Annotated in this window: 22 protein-coding genes; 3 read left to right on the top strand and 19 right to left on the bottom strand. The window is 32.6% G+C overall.

Annotated features, from left to right (window positions below; all coding sequences use genetic code 11):
• Positions 1-11: 11 nt before the first annotated feature.
• From M4I23_RS06905 to M4I23_RS06975, 15 genes are all read right to left on the bottom strand, one after another.
• A complete protein-coding gene (locus M4I23_RS06905) occupies positions 12-1,253 on the bottom strand; it encodes a sodium:proton antiporter (RefSeq protein WP_249753901.1) in 1,242 nt (413 codons plus the stop codon).
• Between the two features lies 1 nt (position 1,254).
• Positions 1,255-1,920: a potassium channel family protein gene (locus tag M4I23_RS06910; RefSeq protein WP_249753902.1), complete on the bottom strand. Its 666-nt coding sequence runs from the start codon at positions 1,918-1,920 to the stop codon at positions 1,255-1,257.
• Between the two features lie 6 nt (positions 1,921-1,926).
• On the bottom strand, positions 1,927-2,937 hold the full coding sequence (locus M4I23_RS06915) for a S1C family serine protease (RefSeq protein ID WP_249753903.1): 1,011 nt from the start codon (positions 2,935-2,937) through the stop codon (positions 1,927-1,929).
• Positions 2,938-3,105: 168 nt separating this feature from the next.
• Positions 3,106-3,489 (bottom strand): YHS domain-containing (seleno)protein, encoded by a 384-nt coding sequence (locus M4I23_RS06920; protein WP_249753904.1) that lies wholly within the window; start codon positions 3,487-3,489, stop codon positions 3,106-3,108.
• A gap of 15 nt (positions 3,490-3,504) precedes the next feature.
• Positions 3,505-5,454, bottom strand: a complete 1,950-nt coding sequence (locus M4I23_RS06925) for a thiamine pyrophosphate-dependent enzyme (protein WP_249753905.1) — start codon at positions 5,452-5,454, stop codon at positions 3,505-3,507.
• A gap of 12 nt (positions 5,455-5,466) precedes the next feature.
• Positions 5,467-5,838 carry a hypothetical protein gene (locus tag M4I23_RS06930; RefSeq protein ID WP_249753906.1) on the bottom strand — a complete coding sequence of 124 codons (372 nt, stop codon included), beginning with the start codon at positions 5,836-5,838 and terminating at the stop codon, positions 5,467-5,469.
• Positions 5,839-5,842: 4 nt separating this feature from the next.
• The gene (locus M4I23_RS06935; RefSeq protein ID WP_249753907.1) at positions 5,843-7,249 is read right to left on the bottom strand and encodes an FAD-dependent oxidoreductase; all 1,407 of its coding nucleotides are present in this window, start codon (positions 7,247-7,249) and stop codon (positions 5,843-5,845) included.
• A 2-nt stretch (positions 7,250-7,251) separates the two neighbouring features.
• Positions 7,252-7,995: a hypothetical protein gene (locus M4I23_RS06940; RefSeq protein ID WP_249753908.1), complete on the bottom strand. Its 744-nt coding sequence runs from the start codon at positions 7,993-7,995 to the stop codon at positions 7,252-7,254.
• Positions 7,996-8,001: 6 nt separating this feature from the next.
• Complete coding sequence (locus tag M4I23_RS06945; RefSeq protein ID WP_249753909.1) at positions 8,002-9,612, bottom strand: glutamate synthase-related protein; 1,611 nt, start codon at positions 9,610-9,612, stop codon at positions 8,002-8,004.
• A gap of 27 nt (positions 9,613-9,639) precedes the next feature.
• Positions 9,640-13,170, bottom strand: a complete 3,531-nt coding sequence (locus M4I23_RS06950; RefSeq protein ID WP_249753910.1) for a metallophosphatase — start codon at positions 13,168-13,170, stop codon at positions 9,640-9,642.
• A complete protein-coding gene (locus tag M4I23_RS06955) occupies positions 13,167-13,544 on the bottom strand; it encodes a hypothetical protein (RefSeq protein ID WP_249753911.1) in 378 nt (125 codons plus the stop codon). The genes M4I23_RS06950 and M4I23_RS06955 overlap by 4 nt, the downstream gene beginning before the upstream one ends.
• A 272-nt stretch (positions 13,545-13,816) precedes the next feature.
• The gene (locus M4I23_RS06960; protein WP_249753912.1) at positions 13,817-15,484 is read right to left on the bottom strand and encodes a CRTAC1 family protein; all 1,668 of its coding nucleotides are present in this window, start codon (positions 15,482-15,484) and stop codon (positions 13,817-13,819) included.
• Positions 15,477-16,142, bottom strand: a complete 666-nt coding sequence (locus M4I23_RS06965) for a DUF6796 family protein (RefSeq protein WP_158849402.1) — start codon at positions 16,140-16,142, stop codon at positions 15,477-15,479. The genes M4I23_RS06960 and M4I23_RS06965 overlap by 8 nt, the downstream gene beginning before the upstream one ends.
• A 562-nt stretch (positions 16,143-16,704) precedes the next feature.
• Complete coding sequence (locus tag M4I23_RS06970) at positions 16,705-17,229, bottom strand: glutathione peroxidase (RefSeq protein WP_249753913.1); 525 nt, start codon at positions 17,227-17,229, stop codon at positions 16,705-16,707.
• A gap of 277 nt (positions 17,230-17,506) precedes the next feature.
• Complete coding sequence (locus M4I23_RS06975) at positions 17,507-17,734, bottom strand: hypothetical protein (protein WP_158849398.1); 228 nt, start codon at positions 17,732-17,734, stop codon at positions 17,507-17,509.
• Between the two features lie 447 nt (positions 17,735-18,181).
• Here M4I23_RS06975 and deoC point away from each other — a divergent pair, with 447 nt between their 5' ends.
• Positions 18,182-18,850, top strand: coding sequence for a deoxyribose-phosphate aldolase (deoC, locus tag M4I23_RS06980; RefSeq protein ID WP_249753914.1), 669 nt, complete (start codon positions 18,182-18,184; stop codon positions 18,848-18,850).
• 2 nt (positions 18,851-18,852) lie between these two features.
• Entirely contained in the window at positions 18,853-19,551 is a 699-nt protein-coding gene (gene deoD, locus M4I23_RS06985; protein WP_249753915.1) for a purine-nucleoside phosphorylase, read from the top strand.
• Between the two features lie 98 nt (positions 19,552-19,649).
• Here deoD and M4I23_RS06990 read toward each other — a convergent pair whose 3' ends face one another.
• The 4 genes from M4I23_RS06990 to M4I23_RS07005 all read right to left on the bottom strand — a co-directional run bounded on the left by M4I23_RS06990 (position 19,650) and on the right by M4I23_RS07005 (position 24,802).
• On the bottom strand, positions 19,650-20,930 hold the full coding sequence (locus tag M4I23_RS06990; protein WP_249753916.1) for a T9SS type B sorting domain-containing protein: 1,281 nt from the start codon (positions 20,928-20,930) through the stop codon (positions 19,650-19,652).
• Positions 20,931-21,184: 254 nt separating this feature from the next.
• A complete protein-coding gene (locus tag M4I23_RS06995) occupies positions 21,185-22,720 on the bottom strand; it encodes a YifB family Mg chelatase-like AAA ATPase (RefSeq protein WP_249753917.1) in 1,536 nt (511 codons plus the stop codon).
• A 207-nt stretch (positions 22,721-22,927) separates the two neighbouring features.
• Entirely contained in the window at positions 22,928-24,160 is a 1,233-nt protein-coding gene (locus M4I23_RS07000) for an alpha/beta hydrolase-fold protein (RefSeq protein ID WP_249753918.1), read from the bottom strand.
• Between the two features lie 78 nt (positions 24,161-24,238).
• Positions 24,239-24,802, bottom strand: a complete 564-nt coding sequence (locus M4I23_RS07005; protein ID WP_249753919.1) for a hypothetical protein — start codon at positions 24,800-24,802, stop codon at positions 24,239-24,241.
• A 792-nt stretch (positions 24,803-25,594) separates the two neighbouring features.
• Between M4I23_RS07005 and M4I23_RS07010 the strand changes: the two genes are divergently transcribed.
• Positions 25,595-26,947 (top strand): T9SS type A sorting domain-containing protein, encoded by a 1,353-nt coding sequence (locus M4I23_RS07010; RefSeq protein ID WP_249753920.1) that lies wholly within the window; start codon positions 25,595-25,597, stop codon positions 26,945-26,947.
• The last annotated feature ends 19 nt before the right edge of the window (positions 26,948-26,966 follow it).

Below are 26,966 nucleotides of genomic sequence, written 5' to 3' on the forward strand. Positions count from 1 at the left end.
ACCTATGTTGTTTATTTATATAATTTCTTTACAAAACGACCTATACTTAATCCTTGTACAATAATTGAGAACAACACAATAATATAAGTTATATGAAGTATTAAATCTCCTGAAAGTTCTTTACTTAAACTTAAAGCTAATGCTATAGAAATACCGCCTCGTAAGCCGCCCCATGTCAAAATAGCAACTGTTTTAATTGGTTTTTCTTCTTCATGTTTTAATAATGAATATGGTAAAAGCACAGAAATAAACCGAGCTAGAAGCACAATTAGAATAGCAAGAATACCTAATACAATATAACCTGTATTAAAATTTAATAAATGAATGGCAAGCCCAATAAGTACAAATAAAATACCATTAAATACATCGTCTAAAATCTCCCAAAAAGAACTAATTGCTTTTTGCACAGGGTTTTTATCTTCATTAAGATGTATTTTGTTTCCTATAAATAATCCTGCAACAACCATCCCTAATGGTGCTGAAATATGCAATAAAAAGGCACCTGCTGTTCCACCCATAACTACAGCAAGTGTAATCATTACCGCTAATTGAGGATTTTCTTTTAAAGATTGAATACATTTTAATCCTAGAAAACCAATTACTAGTCCATAGAATACTCCTCCTACTACTTCTTCTAAAAATAATGTTCCTATTTCTGTTCCTATTTCGGTTGAACTATGCTCTCCTGTCGCAGCAGCTATTAATAATACTCCTGAAAAAACAACAACACCAATACCATCATTAAACAACGATTCTCCTTCTATTTTAATTCCTAAACTTTCCGCAATATTAGCCTCTTTTAAAATAGCCATAACAGCAATTGGATCGGTTGGAGATATTAATGCACCAAATAAAAGTGCGTGTAAAAAAGGTAATTCTAAACCAATAAGTTGCGCACCAAAAAAGGTTAAACCACCAACTAAAAATGTAGATATGAGAACCCCTAAAGTTGCAAACAGAAAAATTGATTTTTTTTCTTTTTTAAGTGCGGCAAGGTTAACATGTAGAGCTCCAGCAAACAGTAAAAAACTTAAAATACCATTAAGTAGTAGTGTTTTAAAATCTGCATTAACAATAATGTCGCAAAAGAACCTGTAAAATTCAGGGAAAATAGTTTTACTTAGGGTTATTGGGATGATTAAGATTAAACTTAAAATCATTAACCCAATAGTTGTTGGTAATTTTAACCACTTATAATTAATGTAGCTAAAAAGTGCTGAAATTGTAAATACAATACTGAAAGATTCGAACATTTTATTTAGATTTTGTATTAATGTATTTACCTACAAAAACACCGATAACAATAGCCAGATAAAATTGCCCGATGATATTCATAACAAGCGTAAGAGATTGTGCTGGCGCCGTAAGCGGTGTAATGTCTCCATAACCAACAGTGGTAATACTTATAAAACTGAAATAGTAAAAACTAAAGCCTGAAAACCCTTCAATGAGTTGAAATGAATTTGGATTTAAGAAGTTAATAGCTTCAAAAAGAATGCCTCCAAGAATACCTAAGTAAAGAAACCCTAATAATGGTCCAAGGATAAACTGCAGGCTTATCTCCTTTATTTTTAGTAGTTGCCTTATAAGAATAACACTAAAACAAGCAAATAGCACAAAAGAAAACATTAACCTACAAATTAAAATTGACTCAGAATTAGCATTTGCAAACTCTAACCAAATAGCCAATAAGGTCAGAAAACCAATAATATAGGTAGTTAATTTCGCGATTTTTTTAGTGGCAAGTAACGAGCTACTCAAAATAACCAATGTATAATTTATAACTACTACATAACTTGCACTAAAACTGCTAAATGCTACATGTACTGGGGTCAATAAAAAATTGAAGGCCGCTACAAGCGCAATCAAATACTTATATTTTATAATTTTCTTCCAGTTAATTACTGATTGTAGCTTCATTATATATTAAAAATTAGACTCAAGCGTTAATACCTTTCCTTTTCTTAAAACCTCAATTAACACTTTATCTCCAACTTTTAGACTTTCTATCTGCTTTTTAATATTCCCCAAATCGTGAGGTGCATTGCAGCTTAAGCCTTGAATACTTAAAATAATATCACCACCTAGCCATAATTTCTGACCTAATATTTCTGCTTGAATAACACCAGGTTTTAATCCAATTTTATTTGCAAAAGAGTTAGGCGTTATACGCTGAATTAAGACTCCAGATTTTTGTGGTGTATTAAAAACACCAGCAAGACCTTCGCTTAAAAAAACACCTTCAAACCCTGTCCAAAAACTATTAACATCAAACAAAACTTTTTTCGCCGTATCAATATCTACAGCAAAACCAAGTCCTTCAAACCCTCCACTATTAGACAAAATAAAGCTTACAATACCAATTAATTCTCCTTTGGTATTAAACATTGGCCCTCCAGAATTCCCATGATTTATAGAAGCATCTGTTTGTATAAAACCGGCCATCTCACCATTAGAAATAATATTTTTTTTCATCTTACGGCTAATATGCCCAACAGATAATGAGTGCTCCAAACCTAAAGGTGCACCAATTACAAGTATTTGTTCTCCAACTTCTGAAGTATTAGAACTTCCTACTTTTACTGGTTTTAAATTTATAGGTACCGTTCTTATTTTAAGAAGAGCTACATCTGCAGCTGTTGAACTTGATAACACATCTGCCGTAAACTCAACACCATTTTGAAGTTTAACCGATACTTTATTTGCCGATTCAACAACATGAGCTGCTGTTAAAATAAAGCCTTCTTTATCAATAATAACCCCAGAGCCTAAACCTCCTGAACTTGTTATTTTGTCATCTTTTACCTTATATTCTATAACCTCAATGGTTACCACTGATGGATCGAGTTCTTTGAATAAAGCAGATAGATCTTGTGCATTTAGGTTAGTAGTAATAACTAGTATAACTAAATAAACTATGCTTTTAATTTTATTCATAATAATTAGTGTAAGCTTGTTTCTAATTCTCTACTATAGCAAAACAATGCGCCGGTTAGTCTAGGAGAATATACTCGAGAAAGATTATCTGTAGTATTTACTTCAATCTTTCCCTTGTATTTTTTTATATAAAGTACTACGATTCTTTATTAGAATCGTGCTGCCTTTTTAAGCATTCATTTTAGCCCAAGCAGTATCTGCTAAATCTCTTAATTCTTCTGGCTTTTTAACCCATTGTCTTTTTGCATCTATAATTCCGAAAAACATTCTAGTGAAAAAATATAACTTTCCATCTCTAACTTCCCAACTTTTAGGATTAGGATCTAACTGTTTATCTTCAGACATTGCAATCGCACAAAACCCACCGTATTCTGGTGTATACGATTCTGGTGCTTTTTCAAATTTTTCTTTATCCTCTAATGACGCAAATAGGTACTTTGCATTGTTATAAGTTGAAGTATAAGCTGCGTTTCCTTTTTTAGGGCTTCCGTTAAAGAATGATACCACATCATATCCTTGTGCTGCTGTTCCGTCTTTTAAATTTTGTTTCATTTTATTTGTTTTTATTTATATTAAAGTTGCATCAGTAATTATTTCTAATAATGCAGGACCATTATGATCTCTTAGCTTTTCTAAAGCTGGTAATAGTTCTTCTTTTTTGGTGACTCTTATGCCTAATGCGCCACAATTTTCTGCATATTTAGCAAAGTTTGCATTGTGTAAAGATGTTTTCCAAACGTCTAATTCTGCTGCTTTCTGTTCTTTTGAAATTTTTCCAATTTCTGAGTTGTTAAGCAATACGTGCTTGATGTTCATATTGTACTTCACCAAAGTCATCATTTCTCCTAAATACTGCCCGAAACCACCATCACCAGAAACCGACCAAATGGGTCTCTCTTTTCCTTGTGCTGCCCAAGCTCCCATTGCTGCTGGTAATGAAAAACCTATAGATCCTAAATAACCAGACATTAAAACCGACTGATTCTTAGGCTCAAAATAGCGCCCAAAAGAATACGTATTATTCCCTACATCTACAGCAATTACTGCATTCTCTGGTACGACTTTATTCATTGCTTCGAAAACAGCAATAGAACTTAATCCAACTTTACTTTCGTCTTTTAATCGACTTGCTTTTTCTTCTTGCCAAATCGCCCAACGTTCAGCAATCTCTGGTCGTCTGTCGATTGTATTCAGTTTACCTTGCGTTTGTTCTTCAATTAATGCTAAAGTTTCGGAAATCTCTCCCCAAAGCCCAGCATCTACTTTATGAAATTTACTTAGAGCTGCAGGATCGTAATCCACCTGAATAATTGGTTTTTTAGGTGTAATACCTGTATGATTAGAGAACGAAGCTCCAAAGACTAGCAGTAAATCACTTTCGTTCATAAACCAAGAGGCTATTGGTGTACCACTTCTTCCTAGTACACCACAGCCTAATGAATGATTATCTGCTATTAATCCTTTTCCTTTAAATGTCGTAATTACTGGGCAGTTTAACTTTTCCGCGAAAGCGGTAATAGCTTCCATATGAAAACGAGCACCGTGACCAACAATAATTGCTGGCATTTTAGCATTTTCTAACATGCCTACGGCTTTTGCAACCATTTGCCTTGGCGGCGAAATATTCATAGGTGTTATTCTATCTTCTGGTGTTTGCGCTTCTTCTCCTTCTGGTTTTGGCATAAATGCGACTTCATCTGGAAATGTTATATGGGAAACATCTCTGTTTAATAAAGCACTTTTTATGGCTAAACTCATTAACTCGCTATGCTTTGAGTTTTGTTGTACGCTATGGTTAAAATTGGCTACGGTTTGAAACGCACCAACTAAATCTACTTCTTGAAAGGCACCTGTGCCTAATACTTGTGTATTTACTTGACCAGACAATACTAACATTGGTGATCGGTCTACTTTTGCATCCCACATTCCAGTAAACATATTGGTCGAACCTGGTCCTGCAATACCAAAACAAACTGCCGGTTTTCCCATTAATTTTCCATAAGCTGAAGCTGCAAAAGCTGCTGCACCTTCATGACGAATACCAAAAAACTGAAATTTATCTTGTTGTTCTAATCGCATCATAGCATCGGCAACTGCTAAGTTAGAATGGCCAACCATGCCAAAACCTGTATCAACTCCCCAATTTACCATGGTCTGCATCATCACATCCGAAATGGTATCTTGATGTTCTTCTTCTTCCAAAACACCAACAAAAATTTCGTCACCTTCTTCTTTTACTTCAAAGGTTTTAACGCCATCATCAAAACCTCCTGGTGGTAAACCAGAACAAGGATCGAAATCCCATCCATGCCAAGGGCAACGTAACATACCGTTTTCAATAGAACCTTCTCCTAATGGTCCACCTTGATGCGGACATTTATTATCTAATGCAGAAAATTTACCATCATAATGTGTTAAACATACACCTTGATGACCTGCAGTTACTGTTTGTACACGTCCTTCTGGTAAAGTTGTTTTATCTTTTAAAACACTGTACCATTTTGTTGTTTTTTTCATAATATTTCAGGTTTAATCTAGTTTGCTTTTAAATTGATTTTGACGAATGGTTACCGCTCTAAAAGAATAAACAATCAAAGAAATAAGACCAATGAGCGCAAAAACAATTGCCAAAACGCTTGTATATAAAGACGTTTTTCCTACTTCATATAAACCATTAATAACGGCAGAAATTAATAAAAGTGCTACAGCCACATAGAAAAAAACCATAGCCATATTAAGCAACCTTAGTTGTTTCAATTTTCTTGCAGTAATTGATTTTTTATTAGAATTTTCGATCATTCCGCTTATTTCATTACTCAATGTTACCATTAAATTTGAAGTAGAAAGAATAAGTAAACCTAAGCCAGGAACAATTGTAATTGGTAAATGCCAGTTTTCCATATCTCTATTTTAAGTGATTTCGAACACCATAACTTGCCAATACACCTTCGCCTGTAGCAGCTGCTACTTGTGCAATTGCACCTTCGCGACAATCACCAGCAGCAAAAACACCAGCTACATTGGTTTCTCCTAAAGCCGTTGTGGTAATAAACCCGCTTTTATTTAAGTCAATTACGCCTTTTACACTCGTTGTGTTTGGAATTAATCCGATAAAAATAAAAGCACCATCTGCGGTTAATTCTTCCGTTTCTCCAGTCGTTTTATCTTTGATTTCCAAACCTTTAAAGTTGCCCTTCTCATCTTTGGTAAATGCTAAGGATTCTTTATTAAGGTGTGTTTCTATATTTTTTATGGATGGTAATTTTTCAATATAAGTTTCAGAAGCTGAAAATGCTGAACCACGATTTACAATCGTTACTTTTTTACAAAAACCTGCTAAAAATATACCTTCTTCCAAAGCACTATTTCCTCCACCAATTACAAGCACTTCTTTATCTCTATAAAAAGCACCATCGCAAGTAGCGCAAAAGTGAATACCTGCACCTACTAAATCTTCTTCATTTGTAATACCTAATTTGCGATATGTAGACCCTAAAGCTAGTACCACAGATTTACTTTGGTATGCGCCCATATTAGAATCTATATCAAATAAGTTACCGTTTTTAGAAATGCTTTTTACCTCCACACCAGTTTCAATGCTTGCTCCGTATACCTTGGCTTGTTCTGCCATACGTTGCATTAATTTTGGGCCAGAAATCTCTGTAAAACCAGGATAGTTTTCAATTTTTTGTGTTAAAAAGGCATTACCTCCAATATTCTTTTTTTCAAGAATTAAAGAACTAAAACGATCGCGTTGAATGTAAATAGAAGCCGTTAATCCTGCTGCACCAGCACCTACAATAATACTATCGTAAACCTTTTTTTCTGATTCTTTACCAATGTTTAAAACGTCTTTTAAAATTGAATTATCTGGATTGGTATAGCTTTTATCACCAATAAATAAGGTAGGAATAATACGTTTTCCGTTATTAATTTCTTCTACTTTTTCGGCAGCCCAATCGTATTTATCGACTTCTATATATTGAAAATTAATATGATTGTCCTGCAAATATCCTTTTGCTCTCTGACAATCTGGACACCAATCTGCTCCATATAAAATAACACGTCCTTGCTCATTAATCCCTAATACGTTTGCTAAAACACTATTATCTGGATTGGTATATGGTTTTTCGTTAATAAGAATGGTTGGTATAATACGTTTACCATTGTTAATACCCTCTACTCTCGCTGTTGCATCTTTATCTAAATCGACATCAATAAAATTGAAATCAACATTATTCTCTTTTAAATAGGCTTTTGCTCTTTGGCAGTCTGGACACCAATCTGCGCCATATAAATCTATTGTATTCATTATTAATTGTTCTTTAGTTGGTTAATTGCTTCTTTAAAAAATGCGACACCTTTAGATTCTACGATAGTATTTGTATCGAGAATAGCTCCAGTAAACCCATTAGATTTCCACTCTCCAGATTCTAATTTCGATAATTTAGAAGTGTCCATGGTATTTCCATTTTTGTATCCAGAGATATATAAATAATGGTTGTTACAAATACTATCTGGTATTGCTAAACCTAATCCAATAGTAATATCAGAATTTGGTAGAGCGCTATAAATACCTGTATCGAAGTGATGTGGCCAGATTCTAATTGAAGTATTAAGATTGTATTGTTTATCTATATTTTCAAGAACCAATTGTGCCAAAACACGCAAATGCATTAACGCTTTCAACTTAGACACATCTGCTAATTTGAATGTAAACGCATCGTCTATTGCATAAGGTAAATCGTAATGAAATTTATATTGATATGTTTTATTTAAGAATGCTTTAGAAGTATCTGTAAGCCATTTTAAAACTTCAGTATGCGTTGCACCATCTAAACTAAACGTTTTTGTTTCTTGATTCGATTTCCACTCTAGTGTAAAACTTTTGTAATTTAAACATAATACATCTCCATTTTCGGAAAGTGTATGCGTAGAAAGACATCCATTTTCTATGTTAAAACCTAGGTTTGTATGACTGTCGTCTGACTCCTTTTCTAGAAAACTAATTCCAGCAGCAGCTAAATATTGTGCCACTAAATGCATTTGTTTTTCCATGATATATTATTTTAAACCTGCGTAGTTAATTCCTGTTAAATAATGTATATCTCTATCAAAGGTTGAAAGGTCGTCTGGATTAAACTTAGTAACATCATCGTAACCACAAGCACGTGCTACAACCCTTATTAAATCGTTTGTTGCTTCAAAGTAATTTTGTAATTGTTTAGCAGAAGAGTCTATAATTATTCGACTACGTAACGATTCTTTTTGAGTTGCGATACCAACCGGACAGTTATTAGATCCGCAAGCGCGCATACCTAAACAGCCAATAGCTTGTAATGCAGAATTAGAGACCGCAATAGCATCTGCGCCAAGCATCATCGCTTTAGCAAAATCCTCAGCAACACGCAAACCTCCAGTAATTACTAAAGTGACACCTGTTGCTCCTACTTTATCCATATACGCTCTTGCTCTTGCTAATGCTGGAATGGTTGGCACATTAATATGATCTCTTAAAATGGTTGGAGCAGAACCTGTTCCGCCACCACGACCATCGAGAATAATATAATCTACACCAACATCTAACGCAAATTGGATATCTTTTTCAATATGACTTGCAGCAATTTTAAACCCTATAGGAATTCCTCCTGTACGTGCTCTTACTTTATCTGCAAATACTTTAAAATCTTCAACGGTATGAAAATTAGGATTAGCAGCAGGAGAAATAGCTGTTTCTCCTTCTTTTAAACCTCTAACCTCTGCAATTTCTTTACTTACTTTACTTCCTGGTAAGTGTCCACCTGTTCCTGTTTTTGCACCTTGCCCACCTTTAAAGTGAAAGGCTTGTACGTTATCTAATTTATCCCAAGAGAACCCAAACTGTGCCGAAGCCAATTCGTAAAAATATTTAGAATTGCTAGCTTGTTCTTCTGGCAGCATACCACCTTCACCAGAACAAATTCCTGTTCCTGCTAATTGCGCTCCTTTTGATAATGCTATTTTAGCTTCGCGAGATAAAGCTCCAAAACTCATATCACTTACAAAAAGTGGCATGTCTAGTTCTAGCGGTTTTTTTGCGTTTGGACCAATAACAACTTTAGTTGCAACATCTTCATGATCTAATAAAGGTCTTGATGCTAATTGTGCTGGTAAAAACTGAATATCGTTCCATTTAGGAAGCGTATCTCTATCGACTCCCATAGATGCAGAAAATCCATGATGTCCAATATTTTTTAATCCATTTGTAGCCAGTTCCTTTATATAACCAGTGTATGGTTCTGTTTCTTCCGGATGCGTATCTGCATAAGCACCTAAATAAGCATCACGATTAAAGGGTTGCGGACTATTTACTAAATAAGATTCAATTTCGAATGCATCTACAAATAAATCATCACCTTCAATTTTAGTTGAAAATTTATGAAGTACTTCTTTATTATTATATTCTGAAACTCCAGAATCTACACGATAATCCCATCCATGAACACCACAAATTAAATTTTCTCCATCTACGTGACCGTCGGACATTAGTGCGCCTCTGTGTAAACATCTTCCGTAGAGTACAGAAATATCATCATCAAATTTTACGATTACTAAATCCAACCCATTTACTAGGGCGTGTTCCGGTTGCTTATTTTCTAAAGTACTTACTTGAGCAATTACTACTGGTTTTTTCATGGTTATATTTATGTTTTTATGTTAGATTTAAAAAGAGAAACCAAGCACAACTGAGATTATTCCTCCATCGGCACTTGAATAATATCCTGCATTTAGTGTAAATGTTTCCAAGCCGCTAATCCAAAAAGAACCTCCCAAACTATTGTGCCATTTATCTGATGTGTCATTTTTCAACCAAACTCGACCATAATCAAAACCACCAGTTACACCATATTTTGTTGGAATAATAGCACTGTTAAAATCACCTATTTCTAATCTTAAATCGGTACTTTGAAACACTGAATAATTACCTATAAAACGTTCTTTTCTGTACCCACGAAGGTTTTCTCCACCTCCTAATTGTGCTGCATGATACAATTCAAAATCATCTCCAAGAATAGCTTCTCCTCCTAATTTTGTTGCAAATACTAAGCTACCACTTTTATTTAACTTGTGATTAACAGCGATATGTGGTTTAATATAACCAAAAGAACTATCATCATTTCCTCCATCAATTACAGTTTTATAACCAACTGTAATTCCTGCATCTAAGCCCATTGTAGGATAAGCAATATCATTTCTGTTTTTAAACGTATAGTTTACTTCACTACCAACATAAATTTGTTTTTCAAAGAGGGTTGCTTCTTCAGGTAAAATATTAACAAATCTATCTTCTACATTTTCAACTTCAAAAGATTCTATTAAAGGTTTAAAATAAAAAGAGCCTCCATTTTCACCATGCCATATTAATGACACTGCAGCATTCCATTCTTTTATACTTACTCTATTAAAATCGAGTTCTACCTCATCTTTATCATAGCTTGTTTCATTACCAAAACCAAAGAAGTTCTGTGCAAAGTTTGGACTCGTGTACTTACCTTCTACTCCAAAATTCCATTTATGAAAAATATTTGAAAATTCACCTTTATAAGATAAATCATACCCTGAGTTCCCTGTGTAATATGCCGCACTTATACTATGTTTATAAGTGAACTCGTTGCGTTGTAAGCCGAAGTATGAAAAGTTATTTAGAACCCCTAGTTTAACGCCATCATCTGGATTTACACCTAATAAAGGTAGTATTTGACTAAAATTATGTTTTACTTTTTTATGGTCGTAATTATTTAATTCATAATCATCAACGAGCCACTTTTTAGATTTTTTGTTTACAATGGTATTTTCTTTACTCTTGTAATCATAAAGTTTTACTTTTTTGGTGTTTTTAAAATCGTATATATCGTTTTTCTTTCCACCAACTATTCTAATTTTAATAAGATGATCTCCTTCTCCATCTACAACAAAAGTATCTTTTCCGTCTAGACCATAAATCCATATTTCTTTGGTAATATCATGAGAAAAAGTTCTGTTTAAAAGCCCCATGTCTTTACGATCTATTTTTATAGCAGTATCTCCATTTGGAAGGCGTGTTATAGAAAATGTATCTGTTTTTTGAGTTCCAACAATAACTTTAAATTTATTTAAATACTCGTAATACGCTTTTGCTATTTTAACCAAATTAGACCGTCTTCCTTTAAGTTTTACTTTTATATCATCAATAACTTCACCTCTTACTTCTAATGGAAAAGCTTCAAAAGCTTTCTCTACATCTTCATCTGTAAGATGCTCTTGAATGTGTTGTGCTTGTTTTTCCCATTCATCCCAACCAGAAGAATTAACCAGCATTAAATCTAAATGATAAGGAGAAGATGCTAACCATTTTACACTTCTAATTTCTTCATCATAAGATTGCATTTTACGAAGCGCCGGAATGGAACGGGTTAGAAAAGAAATTAGAGCTCCATCATATTTTGAAAATGCCTGATCTCTATCTCTAGGAATAGGCTCACAATGTGATGTTCCATCCTCATCATCATAATAAGCCCAACGCCATTGATCTTCATGTCTGTCCCAATCTCCTAAAAGCATATCAAAAAGTCTCGCTTTAATGTATGATGGCTCATCAACAACAGATTTTCCAGATCTATGAATTTCCTGTAAAACATCAGCTGTACTCAATATTTGTTTAGGATTTCCAAAACTTTCTAAACCTGCCTGCGTACTTCCAACATGTTCCTCTATCATGTATAACTCATCACCAAAATCTTCATTAAACGTACCTAATGTTTTTTGCTTAGGAATGTAATATAATATCGGATTTGTATGATTAACACCTACTGCACTTGATAATCCACCAATTGCAAATGCCGCGTAAGGATTTGATGTAGTATAAAAATCTGATAAAAACTTATCTATAGTTGTATCATCAAGTGAATTTTCTATAAAAGTATTAGGAAAAGCATTGGCTTGCAAAAACTTAGCTGTGCTCTTTTTTATGGCCCTCATAACAAACTGCTTTCCATTTTTATCTTCTAATCTAAGCGATTTCGATTGTTGACCTCCACCTCTTTTTATAGGAGAAAGTCCGCCCATTAATGTATCTAATAAAACTACTGGTACATTTACATTTGTTCCGTAAAACGGTCTATAGTGTTCTCCCCAAACTGTTTTGTAAAAACTACTTTTATCAATAGCTTCCTCTGTATAGATTGAAGCCGATTGCGTTTTTGGAAACGTTTCTTCAAAAGAATGGTTGATTTGACTATCGTCTTCATCTCCTTCTAAAATTTTAGATGTAAAAACTTCAGTAGACACACCCTTTTTTACAGTATAAAACTTTACCTGTGCAGCACCATTATCACCTATTTCTAACTTTGCGAAGCCGTTTTCTGCAAGACCAAAATCACCTTCACTAACGTTACTAATATTTTTAGTCTTTCCAACCGCCCCACTAATAATTTGAGGTATGCCTTTATCTATATATTGTAAATTTTTATCTTTCCCAGATATAAAAATGATATTACCAGCAGCCTGAGCAATCGTTTTTAATCTGTTTCTAAGTTTTCTGTATTTCTTGTTCTGAAAATCGTGCGACCTAACTCCTCCTACATTACTTAACAGCCCTTGTTTTGTATTTGTTTCAATAGGATGATGTAATGCAACTAGAATTGTTTTACCATAGGCTTTCTTTATTCTATTCTCAAATTCTAAGAAAAATAATGTTCTATTTTTAATTTCACTATCATCATTTATATAACTATGCTTATCCCAATCTTCCAGAAACCACTGTGTATCGACGGTAATAAGCACTATATTTTCAGATATATCTTTATGTTTTATAGCCTCACCATCGTCCGGATAAAATTTTGAATTACTATTTTTTTGAATATGGTTTTCAATAGATTGAACACCTTTGTGTCCATTAATTGCCCATTCGTTTTTTCCAGGCATAAAATAAGCTTCCCCATTGAACAAAGACAGCTTATCTAATTGAGATAAAATATTTTGTTCAAAATCTTTACTACTATCATTGTCGCTTACTGAATTCCCAAGCAATAATAATATAGAATTTTCGGATGTTTTAGAATCCTTGATAATTTCATCCAATACATTAGTATCATTTGCTGTACCTGTATTGGCTATTAGATAGATTGATTTATCGTTTTTTTGTCCCAAAACAATGGAAACCGTCAGTAGGAAAAAATATAAAATATTTTTTCTAAAACTTTTTAAAATACTCATAATTTGTTTGGTTTTTGATGGTAAATTTTTAGTACTATTAAACTACTAAAAAGCAATAAAGAATAATAACACATTGGCGTTCCTGAAGCTGTTTTCGGGCATTCGGCATAACCTAAAAACTGCATGACTGAAGCCATTAAAGCAATACTACCTGCTAAGCCTGTAAATAAAAAGTACAAGACATTCTTCTTTTTTAAAAGATGTACTATTAACGGAACAAGAAAACAGAATAGAATAACCAAACACATGGGGATGCCCATTATTTTTGGGCAGCCTTCACCTGTTTTAAATTCTTCCACAACTAATCCGCCAGCTCCATATACGCCTATTATGAGTATACCAAGAATAGCATAATATGCAATTCTTTTTAGCATTATTTGTTATTTACAACCACACATGTAGGGCATTCTGTACCTTTAACTGTGCTCTTTAATTTTATGCCATTTAGATGTGTTACCATGAAATTCTGTACAAATGCATAATTAGCACTATGGTTATTAACACTTATCTGTGCATCTTCATACTTTTCTCTTATGAGGTTATCGTACTCTTGATGCCCCCAACAATTAGGACAATAGCCCTTAGATAAATCATTGATCGTCTCCTGTTTACCTTTTCCTAATAATTGTTTTATAAACTTCATTTCTTACTTACTTTCTTCGATTGTTTCTGTATCTACATCTATTTCTTGAGCAACTTGAACTTTAACCTGCGATTTTAAATCTATAATCGAGTTAATTTTTGGGTTATCAAGACTAATTTCCCTGTTGTCTGCCAAAAGGACTTTTACATTCAGAACAGTAGATTCTTTACCTAATCCAAATTGAAGTAATGCCGTTTGATCACTAGCTAAACCTTCTCCACTTACCAACCAATCGGTTAACGTTTTTGTTGGCGTAGTTACTGTTACTTTTGCTCCTTGTGCATTTACAGATTCTCCCAAATCTACTTGTAGATAATTATTAGTTCCGCCTTTATTGATGTAGGCTAAAGATGGCGAATCGATATTTACCCAAATCATGTCTAAATAACCATCTTGATTAAAATCACTTACTAATGATGTTATAGCGTAATATGGGTTAACAACACCACTTTTTTCTTCGGTTGGTGCAAACGTGCCATCTTCCTTCTGAACTAAAAATCTACTAGGTAACTTAAATAGTTTATTAGGTGCAAAATCCACATAATTTTCAGCTACCATTAAATCTTGTAAACCGTCGTTATTCATATCTGCGAAAGTACATCCCCAAGAAAATTCATAATCTGCAATTTTAGTTTCTTCGGCTGTATCTGTAAATTTAAAATCGCCATCATTTCTAAACAGAATCCATTTTTCATTAAATAAAGATGCATCTTTTATATCACCTTTAGCTAAAGCTCTTGGTAACGTACTTCCTGTATTAGAAAACATAAAATCTACCAAACCATCATTATTATAATCACCAACTGCTAATCCCATTGGGTAGGCAAATTTTTTGGTTAATGGGTTTGGCTTCATAGTGTATGTTAGGTCTCCATTATTTCTATACGTTCTTGCTTCACCGGTATCATGTACCACAACTAAATCTAACCAAGAATCGTTATCAATATCGACCAATACACCTTGAAACGTATTATGAACATAGTCTAAGCCAGCTTGTTTAGTAATACTTACAAAGTTTTCGTTTCCAGTATTTAAAAGTAATTCACTTGTAGAACCATAAGTATAATCTTCAAAAATGGTTTGCCCTTCCATTAACTCTTTTTTAAGGTAGGTTGCCATAAAAATATCTAAATCACCATCTTTATCAATATCACCAACCGTTAATCCCGCAGGTGTTGATTTTTCGTTTATAGGTGTGTCAATTTTTTTAGCGGTAAATTTTCCATCGGTATTATAATAGATTGTTAACCCATCTTCTCTACCAAGTATAATATCTGTAAATCCGTTGTTATCAAAATCGGCAGAAACGACACCAACCGTGGTTAAAGTGTTTCCTTTTTTCTGTAAATTAACTTCGGAAGAAATATCGACAAACTTATTATCTCGATAAGCAAAAATGGCGTCTTCTTGAAACATACCGCCTCCAAAAAAGACTTCATCTATATTATCGTTATCAATATCTATTAAAGCTGAAGGTGCAATTGGTAACGATTTATCGTCATTATATTGATGTTTAAAATCGATTACAACGTCCTCGAATAAAGGAATTTTACTATCTTCTATTGTGATGTCATATTTATCTGAAACTGAATCGCGCCAGAAAAAACCAAGAATAAGTACAACCAGTAAAAGGATTACTATTCCTGTGAATTTTAGAATTTTTTTAAGCATTTTTTTGATTTTTAATGTATTTGTTAAATTGGTATAATGATAACCCGAAAAGAATAAAATGAGTGACGTTCATTAAGATAGGCAGCATGTGCTTTCCTAAAGCAGGTATTAGTTTTCCTAAAACCACTAATAAAATAAGTATAACAATAGGGTTGAAAATTGCCATCCATTTTTTGTAATACGTGCCTCCTTTTAAAATAGCGACAGCAAAAACAATAGATAATGTTGCTATAATAACACGTAGCGCTTGCACTAATACTTCCATGTGGTTGGTGTAATGCGCTAATAGGTTTTGGTAAACTGAGGCATCCATACTCTCTTTTAAATGCACAATATTACCAATAGAAGCGCGTGAGCCAATCCATACACCGCCAACAGCAAAAGCTATAAACCCTATAGCTAAAACCAGCCTAGCCAATGTTTCGTTTCCAGATTTTAACATTCTGTATATATGAATGTATCCTGCAAAATAAAAAGGCAATCCAATAACGGCCAAGAAATGACCTGCGGTAAGATTATTTAATGATACAAATTTAAAAAATTGATAGTTTTCGGAATGTTCTAAAATTGAGGGTGAATAGTGTAAAAAGTATTCGCCCAAACCTACAAGAATAGAAGCAATAAGGCCTAGATACCCTAAAGTTTTAGTTAATTTCATTTGATTGTTAATGTGTTAGTTATGGGTTTGTCGAGATATGTTAAAATTACTTTCAAATAAAACAAAACACTCTAAAAAAAGTATTGCACAATCTATAATACTGAATAATAAAATGTAAGATAAACCTTTAATTTTAATAATGAAATTTCTTCTATATTTTATTTAAATGACTTAAAAAATAAGCAATGCATGTTATTATTCCTGATACATATGTTCGAATATTAATGAAAGGTATTCTAAGATAAAATTTGATTTAAAAACACAACACCTTCGGACTTATAAAATGAATTAACAGTAAAATAGTCTAATATTTAATAAATATTGAAAAGTGGCCAATTCGGAAAACTACATTTTTTAGCTCTCAAAAAAACTTTAAACATTGGTAAAGTAATAATTATAGATAGCTCACTACTCTCCAAAAAAAAGCCCCGTAAACATTATGTTTATGGGGTTTTTTATATATTCTAATTTTGTATTCTATTAGTTAACCAAAACTTGACAAATCAATTATTCTTAACTAATAAATATTAGCTCTACTTAACATTAGCCAAAGTTTAAAATATCACAAATACTTAGTTATTTTTGAACTCATTGGATTGGTTATTGAATAATAGTAATCTATAAGACCGCCATTATCATCAACTAAATATTTTTGAAAATTCCATTTTACACTTGAGCTCATTTTCCCGTTAAGATCTTTAGTTGTCAACCACTTATATAAAGAATGTTGTTTGGCTCCTTTAACATCAATCTTTTCTGTAAGTAAAAATTTAACACCAAAATTGAGTTCACAAAATTTTTGGATTTGTGAAGCATCACCTCTCTCTTGTTGTCCAAATTGATTACATGGTGAGCCAATAATTACTAGCTCTTCTTTATACTTATCATTCATCATTTGCAAATCCTTATATTGTTTTGTAAATCCGCACTTTGAAGCAACATTAACAAAAAGTATTTTCTTCCCTTTAAATTCTGAAAGAGAAATAGATTTACCATCTATAGCATTAATAGCTATATCATAAATTGAATGCTTTTTTATTTCAGTAGATTTATTCGAAGCTAATTTGGCTTTATCAATTGTTTTCATAACTATATTTTAAAAGATATAATATCTCAATCTTTTTCAAAAGATATTTAAACCTAATTTTAAAACAAACAAACTCAAGTAAGCTATTGAAGTAAAAAAGTAAATTCTAGAAATTTTATAAAAATTTATTGAGTTGAAATAAGAGAGAAAAAAAATGTGTGCGTGTGTGTATTAGAAAGTAACTCAAAACTCATCCTTAAAATGTACTATCACAAGATTATTGCAACACGCCTCTAAATGAGTTCTAAAAATATTTAGTCACTGCTTTTACGCATTATTAGATACCTGAATCAGGTCTTCCTTTTAACCGAATATCAATTCTCTTTTTCTTAGCTGTTAACCTCTTCATGGCATCCATGAGCGTAATATCTTTAGTTTTCTTATAAATCTCGTTGATTGCTAAAATAAGCCGCTTTGCTTCTCTTGAAGCCACCACTCTATCACTTGTAGACATATGACTCATCTTGGCGCTTTCAAAGATTGTTGCTTCTTTTAAAATATCCATAACTATTTTTTTTGTTTAAACTTGTGCGAATATAGCTAAACAATAAATAATTTGCAAGTAACATATATTGGTTATGAATACTTTAACAAAAGTTTAGCGAATTAAACATGTGCCAATTCAGTATAAAAAGCTACAAATGACTTCCTTATTTTGAAATTAATCGCTTATATCTAAAATAAAACAACCATCTTTTTACTTTTTAAACTAAAGCACGCAATCTTACTTGCCATTTTCTATAATTTGCAGTTGAACTAATTTCATTATCTTGTGCATTAACTGCAAATAACATAAAACAAGTAATTAAGATTATGTTATTATTCAGCAAATAATAAAAACCTGACTTAAATCATAGTTTGGAAACACTCTTTATGCGCATCTTAGGGTTTTATAAATCACTAGTTATTAATCCGTTTTATTTATAAAAACATACTTATTTTTAATATGACTATGAAACTTTTAAATACATATATAGACCACACTCTACTAAAACCGACAGCCACTAAAAACGAGATCATTAAACTCTGTAAAGAAGCTAAAGAATACCAGTTTTTTTCAGTTTGTGTTAATAGTTGTTATGTGGCATTAGCCAAATCAGAATTAAAAAACAGTAAAGTAAACGTGTGTAGTGTTATTGGTTTTCCATTGGGAGCAATGAGTACCCAAGCCAAAGTTGAAGAAGCAAAATCAGCATTAAATGATGGTGCAGATGAGATTGATATGGTTATCAATATTGGCTTACTAAAAAGCAAAGATTTTGATGCCGTTTGGAAAGATATCGAAGCTGTTAAAGAAATTATGCCTAATAATATTCTAAAAGTTATTTTAGAAACCTGCTATCTTGAAGAAGTAGAAATTATTAAAGCTAGTGAACTTGCCATACAAAGTGGTGCCGATTTTATAAAAACCTCAACAGGTTTTGGAACTGGTGGCGCTACTATTGAAGATGTAAAACTTATGAAGAGTGTAGCAAAAAATGAAGCCAAAATAAAAGCTTCGGGAGGTATTAAAGACACTAAAACCGCTTTAGAATTCATAAATATTGGTGCTGAACGTTTAGGAACATCTTCTGGGATTGCAATAATTACCAATGATAAATCATCAAATTCAAATTATTAATAATGAGTGTACATATTGAAGCCAAAAAAGGTGAAATTGCAGAAACCATTCTATTACCAGGAGATCCTTTAAGGGCAAAATGGATTGCTGAAACATTTTTAGAAAATCCGGTTTGCTTTAACAAAGTTAGAGGAATGTTAGGTTTTACAGGTACCTATCAAGGAAAACAAGTTTCTGTTATGGGCACAGGTATGGGTGTACCTTCTATTTCAATTTATGCGAACGAACTCATTACAGAATATGGTGTTAAAAATTTAGTTCGCGTTGGAAGTGCTGGCTCTTATCAAAAGGAGATAAAAATTAGAGATATTGTTTTAGCCATGGCCGCATCATCAAATTCTGGAGTTAACGTACTCCGTTTTGGAGGAGCAGATTACGCACCTACCGCAAACTTTGAATTGTTTCAAAAAGCTGTAGATGCTGCAAAAACAAAAAACATACCTATAAAAGCTGGTAATGTATTTACTTCGGATGAATTTTATGCTGACGATTTTGAATCTTATAAAAAATGGTCCAAATTTGGAGTTCTTTGTGTTGAAATGGAAACGGCTGGACTTTATACAATTGCATCCAAACACGGTGTGAATGCATTAACAATTCTTACCATTTCTGATTCTTTAGTAACTGGTGAGCGTACCACAAGTAAAGAACGTGAGACTACATTTAATGATATGATTAAAATCGCTTTAGAATTGGCTTAAATTATACGAATACTTTTCTAATTCAATTTTTGAAAAGAGTTTTATTTATCATTTAAAAAGAGACAATAAAACTACCATCTAACTGCGTATGTTAAACATTATCGAACTAAACTAAAATGACCTTTTAAAACCTTGCCATCTTTATAGATTATTTGATACCAATAATCATCTTTCTGCAAAGGATTTCCATTAAGTGTGCCGTCCCATCCTATGGATAAATCATTGATTTGCTTTAACAGCTTTCCGTAACGATTATAAATTAACACTTTAGAGACTTGGTTTAATAGGTTTGGAACTATCCAATAATCGTTAGTGTTGTCGTTGTTTGGTGTAAAAAACTTAGGAGGTATTTCGGCTCCTATAACTTCTCCTGTTTGAAAAAATTCTTCAATACAGCCTATAGCTTCTCCTCCTATATTATAAGGAACTATTGTAATTACAATAGTTCTGTTTTTAGGCAAATTTGTAGGAGGCGTATAACTGGTAACATCTCCAAGGTCGAATATATTTAAAACATCTATTCCTGTTGTAAGTGTTTCTAAAGTTAACATGTAGCCAGTTGCACCAGGAACAGAGGGCCATTCTATATTTGTATCAACAGGTACATTTTTAGCATTATCTAATGGTACTAACAAACTCGTGCAACTAGGCACTGGAACTAAAGATTTTGTTGTAAAAAATTCTTCATCACAGGCAAAGGCTTCACCAGCTATATTGTATGGTGTTATGCTAACATAAATAGCTGTAAACTCTGGTAAATTCAAAGGCAAATTATAACTTAATACGTTACCAACATCAAAAGCGTTTAGTATGTCTGTTCCTCCGGAAGTTGTTCCTATAGTCAACTTATAGCCTGTAGCATTGGAGATAGACTCCCAAGATAAATCGGTTTCAAGAGGTACTCTAATATCTCCTGCCAATGGGGTTCTTAATATTGTACAAATAGGTGCCAGAACATTTGGAGCGAATGTGTTAAAAAAATCCTCTTGGCATCCTAGAGCATCTCCATCTAAATTATAAGGTATTATGCTAACATATATAGTTGTGCTCTCTGGTAAACTTATAGGTAGATTATAAATTAAAACATTTCCAACATCAAACGCATTCAAAATATCCGTTCCGCCAGAAACGGTTCCTATAGTTAATTTATAACCTGTTACATTGGATACGGAGTTCCAAGATAACGTTGTGTTTACAGGAACACCTGTATCTCCAGATATTGGTGATGATAAGGTTGTACAACTGGGTGGCAGAACATCTAAAGAAAACATGTTAAAAGATCCCTCTTGAGATACCACAGCATCTCCATCGAAATTATAAGGTGTATTATATATAAAAACAGAACTATACGCTTTTACGATTAAAAAAAAGAGAATCATAAAAAATAGAATACAACGCTTATTTAAAATCAATTTAGTCATAAAAAAACTTAACTACTGTTTTAACATTTACAATTTATTTATACAATGTTAAAAACATTACTCTTGTAACATTAGCAAGATTAATCAATACTACAATAAAAGTAAAATAATCACTATAAGCTAAAGTTCAAAAGGTATAAAACAGTGCTCCTTTACTATTAAAAAAATCCTTATATAATATTTGGAACAAAAATTACAAACCTACAAGCAATCTATCCCAACCAACCTTCACGATCTAAGCTTCTATACTGAATTGCCTCACCAATATGCGAACCATCAACTTTGTCAACACCTTCTAAATCGGCGATAGTTCTTGAAACTTTCAAAATTCTATCATAAGCTCGAGCCGATAAATTCAAACGTTCCATAGCTGTTTTTAATAACTGCTTAGAAGCTTCATCTAACACACAATGTTTTCTAATTTGTTTGGTATTCATTTGCGCATTATAATGTACGGTATCAGACTCTGCAAAACGTTGTGTTTGTCGTTCTCTAGCTTCCGTAACACGTTTTCTAATATCAACAGATGTTTCTCCCTTTCTATCATCCGATAGTTTTTCAAAAGGCACAGGTGTTACTTCTATATGGATATCAATACGATCTAAAAGCGGTCCAGAAACTTTACTTAAATAACGTTGCATTTCTGCAGGACTTGATGTTACGGGCGCATTAGGATCGTTAAAATAACCACTCGGACTAGGATTCATACTTGCCACCAACATAAAAGATGATGGATAGGTAACCGTAAATTTTGCTCTTGAAATTGTTACTTCTCTATCCTCTAATGGTTGGCGCATAACTTCTAATACTTCGCGCTTAAACTCTGGTAATTCATCTAAAAATAAAACACCGTTATGCGACATAGAAATTTCGCCAGGTTGCGGGTAACTTCCTCCGCCGACTAAAGCGACGTTTGATATTGTATGATGCGGACTTCTAAACGGACGTTGCGACATTAACCCAGTATCTTTTACACGACCAACCACCGAATGAATTTTAGTAGTCTCCAAAGCTTCATGCAACGTCATTGGTGGTAAAATACTAGGCAATCGTTTTGCTAACATAGTTTTCCCTGCTCCTGGTGGCCCAATTAAAATAATATTATGTCCGCCAGCCGCAGCAATTTCCATACAGCGTTTAATGCCTTCTTGGCCTTTTACATCCGAGAAATCGAATTCAGGAAAATCTAAACTTTTCTCAAACTCTTCTCGTGTATTAATTATGGTTTGCTCTAGAGCGATGCCTTTATCAAAAAAGTCAATCACTTGTTTAATATTTTCTACACCAAAAACTTCCAAATTATCTACAATAGCGGCTTCTTTCGCATTCTGGACTGGCAAAATAAAACCTTTAAATCCTTCTTCTCTTGCTTTTACAGCAATGGGTAAAGCGCCTTTTATAGGCTGTAAATTCCCATCGAGAGATAATTCTCCCATAATGAGATATTTATCTAAATCGTCAGCTTTAATTTGGTCTGTTGAAGCTAATATGCCGATAGCTAAAGTTAAATCGTAAGCAGATCCTTCTTTTCGCAAATCTGCTGGCGACATATTAATGATAATTTTTTTACCAGGAATTTTATATCCGTTATTCTGAAGTGCGGCGGCAATTCTAAAATTACTCTCCTTAATAGCATTATCTGGTAAACCTACTAAATGATAACCGACTCCCTTATCTACGTTTACCTCGACTGTAATTGTCGAAGCTTCCACACCGAAAACGGCACTAGCAAAAACTTTTTTAAGCATAAATCAACATTGTTTTATGCTTAAATGTAACAAATGTATTTGATACTTTATAATTAATTAAGTTTCATCCCTAATTACTGTATACTTTTATTCTAATTGAAATTATTTAATAATAAAGGAAAACGAGTTTTTTATGCCTGCACTTTGTTATGTTAAAGCTTTTCCTATGCTTGCTTTAATTCTCTAATTTTCTTAGTATTTTATATACTAAGAATTATCATCCAATTCGAGGGTTTTAGCATAATATTCCTTAGCTGCAATAGTATCTTCCTGCAATAGATAAAAGTCTGCTAAATCTTTATAAACTTTTGAGCTATTTGGATAATATTCTATATTTAGATTATAGTTTTCCAATGCCTGTTTAGGAAGTTTATGATAATTAAAAAGCATACTTGCATTTCCACTAACCCACTGCTCTTCGGGTTTAAAAGTATAACCTATTTTTTTGGAGACAAGTTCAAAATGAGATTTGGTTAAATTTGCAAAGTGATCTTCAATAGTCTTCGGGATAAAACTTTTTCCTCTGTATTTGTATTCATCTTTAAACTCAAACCAAGAATAGAAAAATCGAAAACCATCCATTTGAGATAAAAAGGCCGTACTTCCGTGTGTATCATTTTCATAATATTTCCATTTCATATTTAAATTAGTATCAAAACTTTCTATTTGGTTGACAAGTTCAAGAGAATGACGAACATATTTATTAGCTCGAATAGTATCTTTTTTTATACTTTCTAAATCACTTCCATAAGTTGCAGTGTTTGCAATACCGATATAAAGATTTTTGTTTTTTAAATCTTTACCTTTTAAACTATACTTGGGATTATTCAAAAATAACTTGTCGTCAAAATATAAACTGCCATCTATTAACAAATAGTTAGTAAACATTTCTGGATGCGTTGTTAGCGCATTCATAACCACTAAACCACCAAATGAGTGCCCAATAATGCTTCTATTTTGAGAACCTGAGTAATTTTGTTCGATGTACGGAAAAAGCTCTGTTTCCATAAACTCTAAAAACTTATTTCCGCCTCCTTGTTGTTCCGGCTTTCCATCTGTTGTTGGTGAGAAATCCATCATTCTACTATTATTATCTATATTAGGAATACCGACGACTATCATTTCTGGCAGAATCTTAGTGTCGTTCATTTCACTGTAATGTTTTAACATTCCAACAAATGGCACAAAATTATAATCACCATCTAATAGATAAACTACAGGGTATTGTTTTCTTTTTCTTTTTGGGTCTTTAGCACTTTCAGGAATATAAATAACAAGTTCTCTTTCTTGGTTTAGTACTTTAGAATATAAGGTATCTATTAAGCCAATTTGAATTCCCGTATCTGCTTTTGGAGCTACGTACGTATCTTTTTTGTTGTGGTCACAAGAAACAATACTCAATAATAAAAATGCAATTAATAGTTTTTCAAGTTGTATCATTAGAAGTTTACTTATACGAATAGTTCCGATGTTTAATCTCTAAATTTAGTGAATTATTTTCCACATTGTTCTAACACTTTATTCTCTGTTTTTATAAAGCGTTATGGCTTTCAAAAATTTGATTCCGCCAGATTCTGTTTGGTCGTGTATAAATCCATTCAATTCAGGATGATTTTTATCAATCCAGCTTATAAGTGTGTTTTTGTTCCTTTCCCATGTAGCTTCTTTAAAATCCAAATATTCCGTTTCAATACTAATTATTTTTTCCTTTTGAAATTTTATAGTTTGATGCGTTATAAATGGCGCTTCCTGAAGAAAAGCTATTCTTTTATCCATTTTTGAAATTTTTACTTTCACCATTCCATCCTTTTCCTCAATTTCAAGTATTTCATAGTTAGGGCTAAAAACAGCATCCCATTTCAATAACTCTAAATAATCCTTTTTAAAATATGCTACCTCGTACTCGCCTTCAATTGTAGCTATGCTATCTGTAAGACAAGACAATATTCTAGAGTAATCCGAATTGCTAAGACCTTTAAAGTATTGTTTTGAAATTTCAATCTTGTCAATTTGCTTTTCTGAATTTTTACAAGATGCAAACCTCACTACCAATATTAATAATAAAACTATCAGTTTCTTCATGGGTTATTGTTTAAATTAATGACATATCTAGTTGTAAATAAAAAGCGAACATTAATAATTAAGATCCACAAACATCCAAATATAAACAATCAATTTTAGTATCATCACTATGGAGAAAGCAGCTAGCAAACTAAATAAAAAATTCTTCTTACTGGTTTTGTATTTAGGTTTTATAATATAAACTTGAAGTGGTATAAAAAGTAAAAAAGCAACCAAAGCTATACTCATAGCTACAAATGAAAACCCTACTATTGCTAATTCTCCAAGGACATTAAAAGAAGCATGAGATAAAGCAAAAAAATCATCCAATGAAATAACACCACTATAATCAATTTAACTAGCGTTATTCTTCTTGAAGAACAGGTTTATTTAAATAAAAAATAAAACAATATTGAATGCTAAGTATAGGATTAACCAAATTGCTTTTGCGAATATTTTTTTCATTATTTCAATATTACTATTCAGTTGTGAGATATGCAATAGTAATACTACTTTTGATTAGCTAATTTAATTGAAACACATACTAACTAAAAAAATAATTACTGATACCGTTTTAGATTTACTATAATAACTCCTTAAACTTAAAAAGCAGAAAATCCATTTTTTAAGCACCTATAAATGAATTCATTGCAACATTTAACAAACAAGCTAATATTGGATATTAATAACATTTTCACCGTTAAACAGATAAAAAAGTAAGTTTTTACCTTGATTTAATAAGGTTATTTTAATAAATAATTTTTTTTTAACAATATTAAATTAGATATTTGTTTTCATTTAAAACCTACATTTATGAAAAAAAAATACGCTTTTTTATTATTTTTATGCTTCCAACTTTCCTTTTCTCAATATGGAAATGTGTCAACTATTGCCGGTGATGGTAGTCAAGGTTATAGTGGTGATGGAGGTCCTGCTACTTCTGCTGTTACAAACTTTCCTTCAGATGTTGTGATTGATAATTCTGGAAATATTTATTTTTCAGAACTCACTAATTGTGTTGTTAGAAAGATAGCTACAGATGGAACAATAACAACAATAGCCGGTGTTGTCGGTAATTGTAGTTTTGATGGTGATGGTGGACCTGCTAGTGTAGCAAAACTAGACTTCCCTGCAGGATTAGCAGTAGACGCTAATGGCAATTTATATATATCCGACAGAGGGAATCATAGAATTAGAAAAGTGGCTACTGACGGTATTATATCTACTGTTGCAGGTAATGGTACTGATGGTGATAGTGGTGATGGTGGTCAAGCTACTGCTGCAAACTTAGACAATCCTAGGGATGTTGCAGTTGATGCTAATGGAAATATTTATATTTCTGATTGGTATAACAATAAAATAAGAAAAATCAATACAAGTGGAGTTATATCTACTTATGCCGGAACCGGTGATAGTGGATTTTCTGGAGATAACGGTCAAGCCACTGCCGCAAAATTAAAAAGCCCTGATGGCATAGCTGTTGACGCCGCTGGAAATGTCTATTTTTCAGACAGAAGCAACGATCGAATTAGAAAAATAAGCACCAGCGGTATTATTACTACTGTTGCAGGCAAAGGAGGTTTTAATGCTTTTAGTGGAGACGGAGGACAAGCTACAGATGCAGAATTCAATGACCCCAATGGAATTGCATTAGATGCAACCGGAAATATATATGTTGTTGACAGAGATAATCATAGAGTTAGAAAAATTGGAACAGATGGTATTATTAATACTATTGTTGGAACTGGCACTACTGGTTATTCTGGTGGAGGATATAATGGAGATGGACAAATAGGCACAGCTACTTTGTTAAATAAACCAACAGGTATTGCTATTGATAATTCTGGAAATGTAATCTTTGCGGATTACAATAATCACCGAATTAGAAAATTAGCATCATCTTCTTTAAGTGTCAATAACTTCTCTAAAAATATAATTAGCTTTTATCCTAACCCTATTTCTGGAGACCAAAAACTGACTATAGAATCTAAAGAGAACATCTCTGAAATCTCTATCTTAAATTCAACTGGGCAAGTTGTAAATAAAGTAAATTTAAACAGTGATATTTATTCTGCTTCTATGGATAACTTAAGCAAAGGAATTTATTTTGTTAAGTTGAGTAATGACAAAAACCAAAGTACAACTTATAAGCTTGTAAAAAATTAATTTTTAATTTAAAAAAAAT

This window comes from Algibacter sp. L4_22 (genome assembly GCF_023473045.1).
Lineage (GTDB): Bacteria > Bacteroidota > Bacteroidia > Flavobacteriales > Flavobacteriaceae > Algibacter.

Coding starts and splice junctions, on each gene's coding strand:
- deoC (WP_249753914.1), top strand. CDS start 18,182: ATGAAACTTTTAAATACATATATAGACCACACTCTACTAAAACCGACA.
- M4I23_RS07010 (WP_249753920.1), top strand. CDS start 25,595: ATGAAAAAAAAATACGCTTTTTTATTATTTTTATGCTTCCAACTTTCC.
- M4I23_RS06970 (WP_249753913.1), bottom strand. CDS start 17,229: ATGAAAACAATTGATAAAGCCAAATTAGCTTCGAATAAATCTACTGAA.
- M4I23_RS06955 (WP_249753911.1), bottom strand. CDS start 13,544: ATGCTAAAAAGAATTGCATATTATGCTATTCTTGGTATACTCATAATA.
- M4I23_RS06920 (WP_249753904.1), bottom strand. CDS start 3,489: ATGAAACAAAATTTAAAAGACGGAACAGCAGCACAAGGATATGATGTG.
- M4I23_RS06905 (WP_249753901.1), bottom strand. CDS start 1,253: ATGTTCGAATCTTTCAGTATTGTATTTACAATTTCAGCACTTTTTAGC.
- M4I23_RS06945 (WP_249753909.1), bottom strand. CDS start 9,612: ATGAAAAAACCAGTAGTAATTGCTCAAGTAAGTACTTTAGAAAATAAG.
- M4I23_RS06930 (WP_249753906.1), bottom strand. CDS start 5,838: ATGGAAAACTGGCATTTACCAATTACAATTGTTCCTGGCTTAGGTTTA.
- M4I23_RS07005 (WP_249753919.1), bottom strand. CDS start 24,802: ATGAAGAAACTGATAGTTTTATTATTAATATTGGTAGTGAGGTTTGCA.
- M4I23_RS06965 (WP_158849402.1), bottom strand. CDS start 16,142: ATGAAATTAACTAAAACTTTAGGGTATCTAGGCCTTATTGCTTCTATT.
- M4I23_RS06935 (WP_249753907.1), bottom strand. CDS start 7,249: ATGAATACAATAGATTTATATGGCGCAGATTGGTGTCCAGACTGCCAA.
- M4I23_RS06925 (WP_249753905.1), bottom strand. CDS start 5,454: ATGAAAAAAACAACAAAATGGTACAGTGTTTTAAAAGATAAAACAACT.
- M4I23_RS06990 (WP_249753916.1), bottom strand. CDS start 20,930: ATGATTCTCTTTTTTTTAATCGTAAAAGCGTATAGTTCTGTTTTTATA.
- M4I23_RS06940 (WP_249753908.1), bottom strand. CDS start 7,995: ATGGAAAAACAAATGCATTTAGTGGCACAATATTTAGCTGCTGCTGGA.
- deoD (WP_249753915.1), top strand. CDS start 18,853: ATGAGTGTACATATTGAAGCCAAAAAAGGTGAAATTGCAGAAACCATT.
- M4I23_RS06915 (WP_249753903.1), bottom strand. CDS start 2,937: ATGAATAAAATTAAAAGCATAGTTTATTTAGTTATACTAGTTATTACT.
- M4I23_RS06975 (WP_158849398.1), bottom strand. CDS start 17,734: ATGGATATTTTAAAAGAAGCAACAATCTTTGAAAGCGCCAAGATGAGT.
- M4I23_RS07000 (WP_249753918.1), bottom strand. CDS start 24,160: ATGATACAACTTGAAAAACTATTAATTGCATTTTTATTATTGAGTATT.
- M4I23_RS06950 (WP_249753910.1), bottom strand. CDS start 13,170: ATGAGTATTTTAAAAAGTTTTAGAAAAAATATTTTATATTTTTTCCTA.
- M4I23_RS06995 (WP_249753917.1), bottom strand. CDS start 22,720: ATGCTTAAAAAAGTTTTTGCTAGTGCCGTTTTCGGTGTGGAAGCTTCG.
- M4I23_RS06910 (WP_249753902.1), bottom strand. CDS start 1,920: ATGAAGCTACAATCAGTAATTAACTGGAAGAAAATTATAAAATATAAG.
- M4I23_RS06960 (WP_249753912.1), bottom strand. CDS start 15,484: ATGCTTAAAAAAATTCTAAAATTCACAGGAATAGTAATCCTTTTACTG.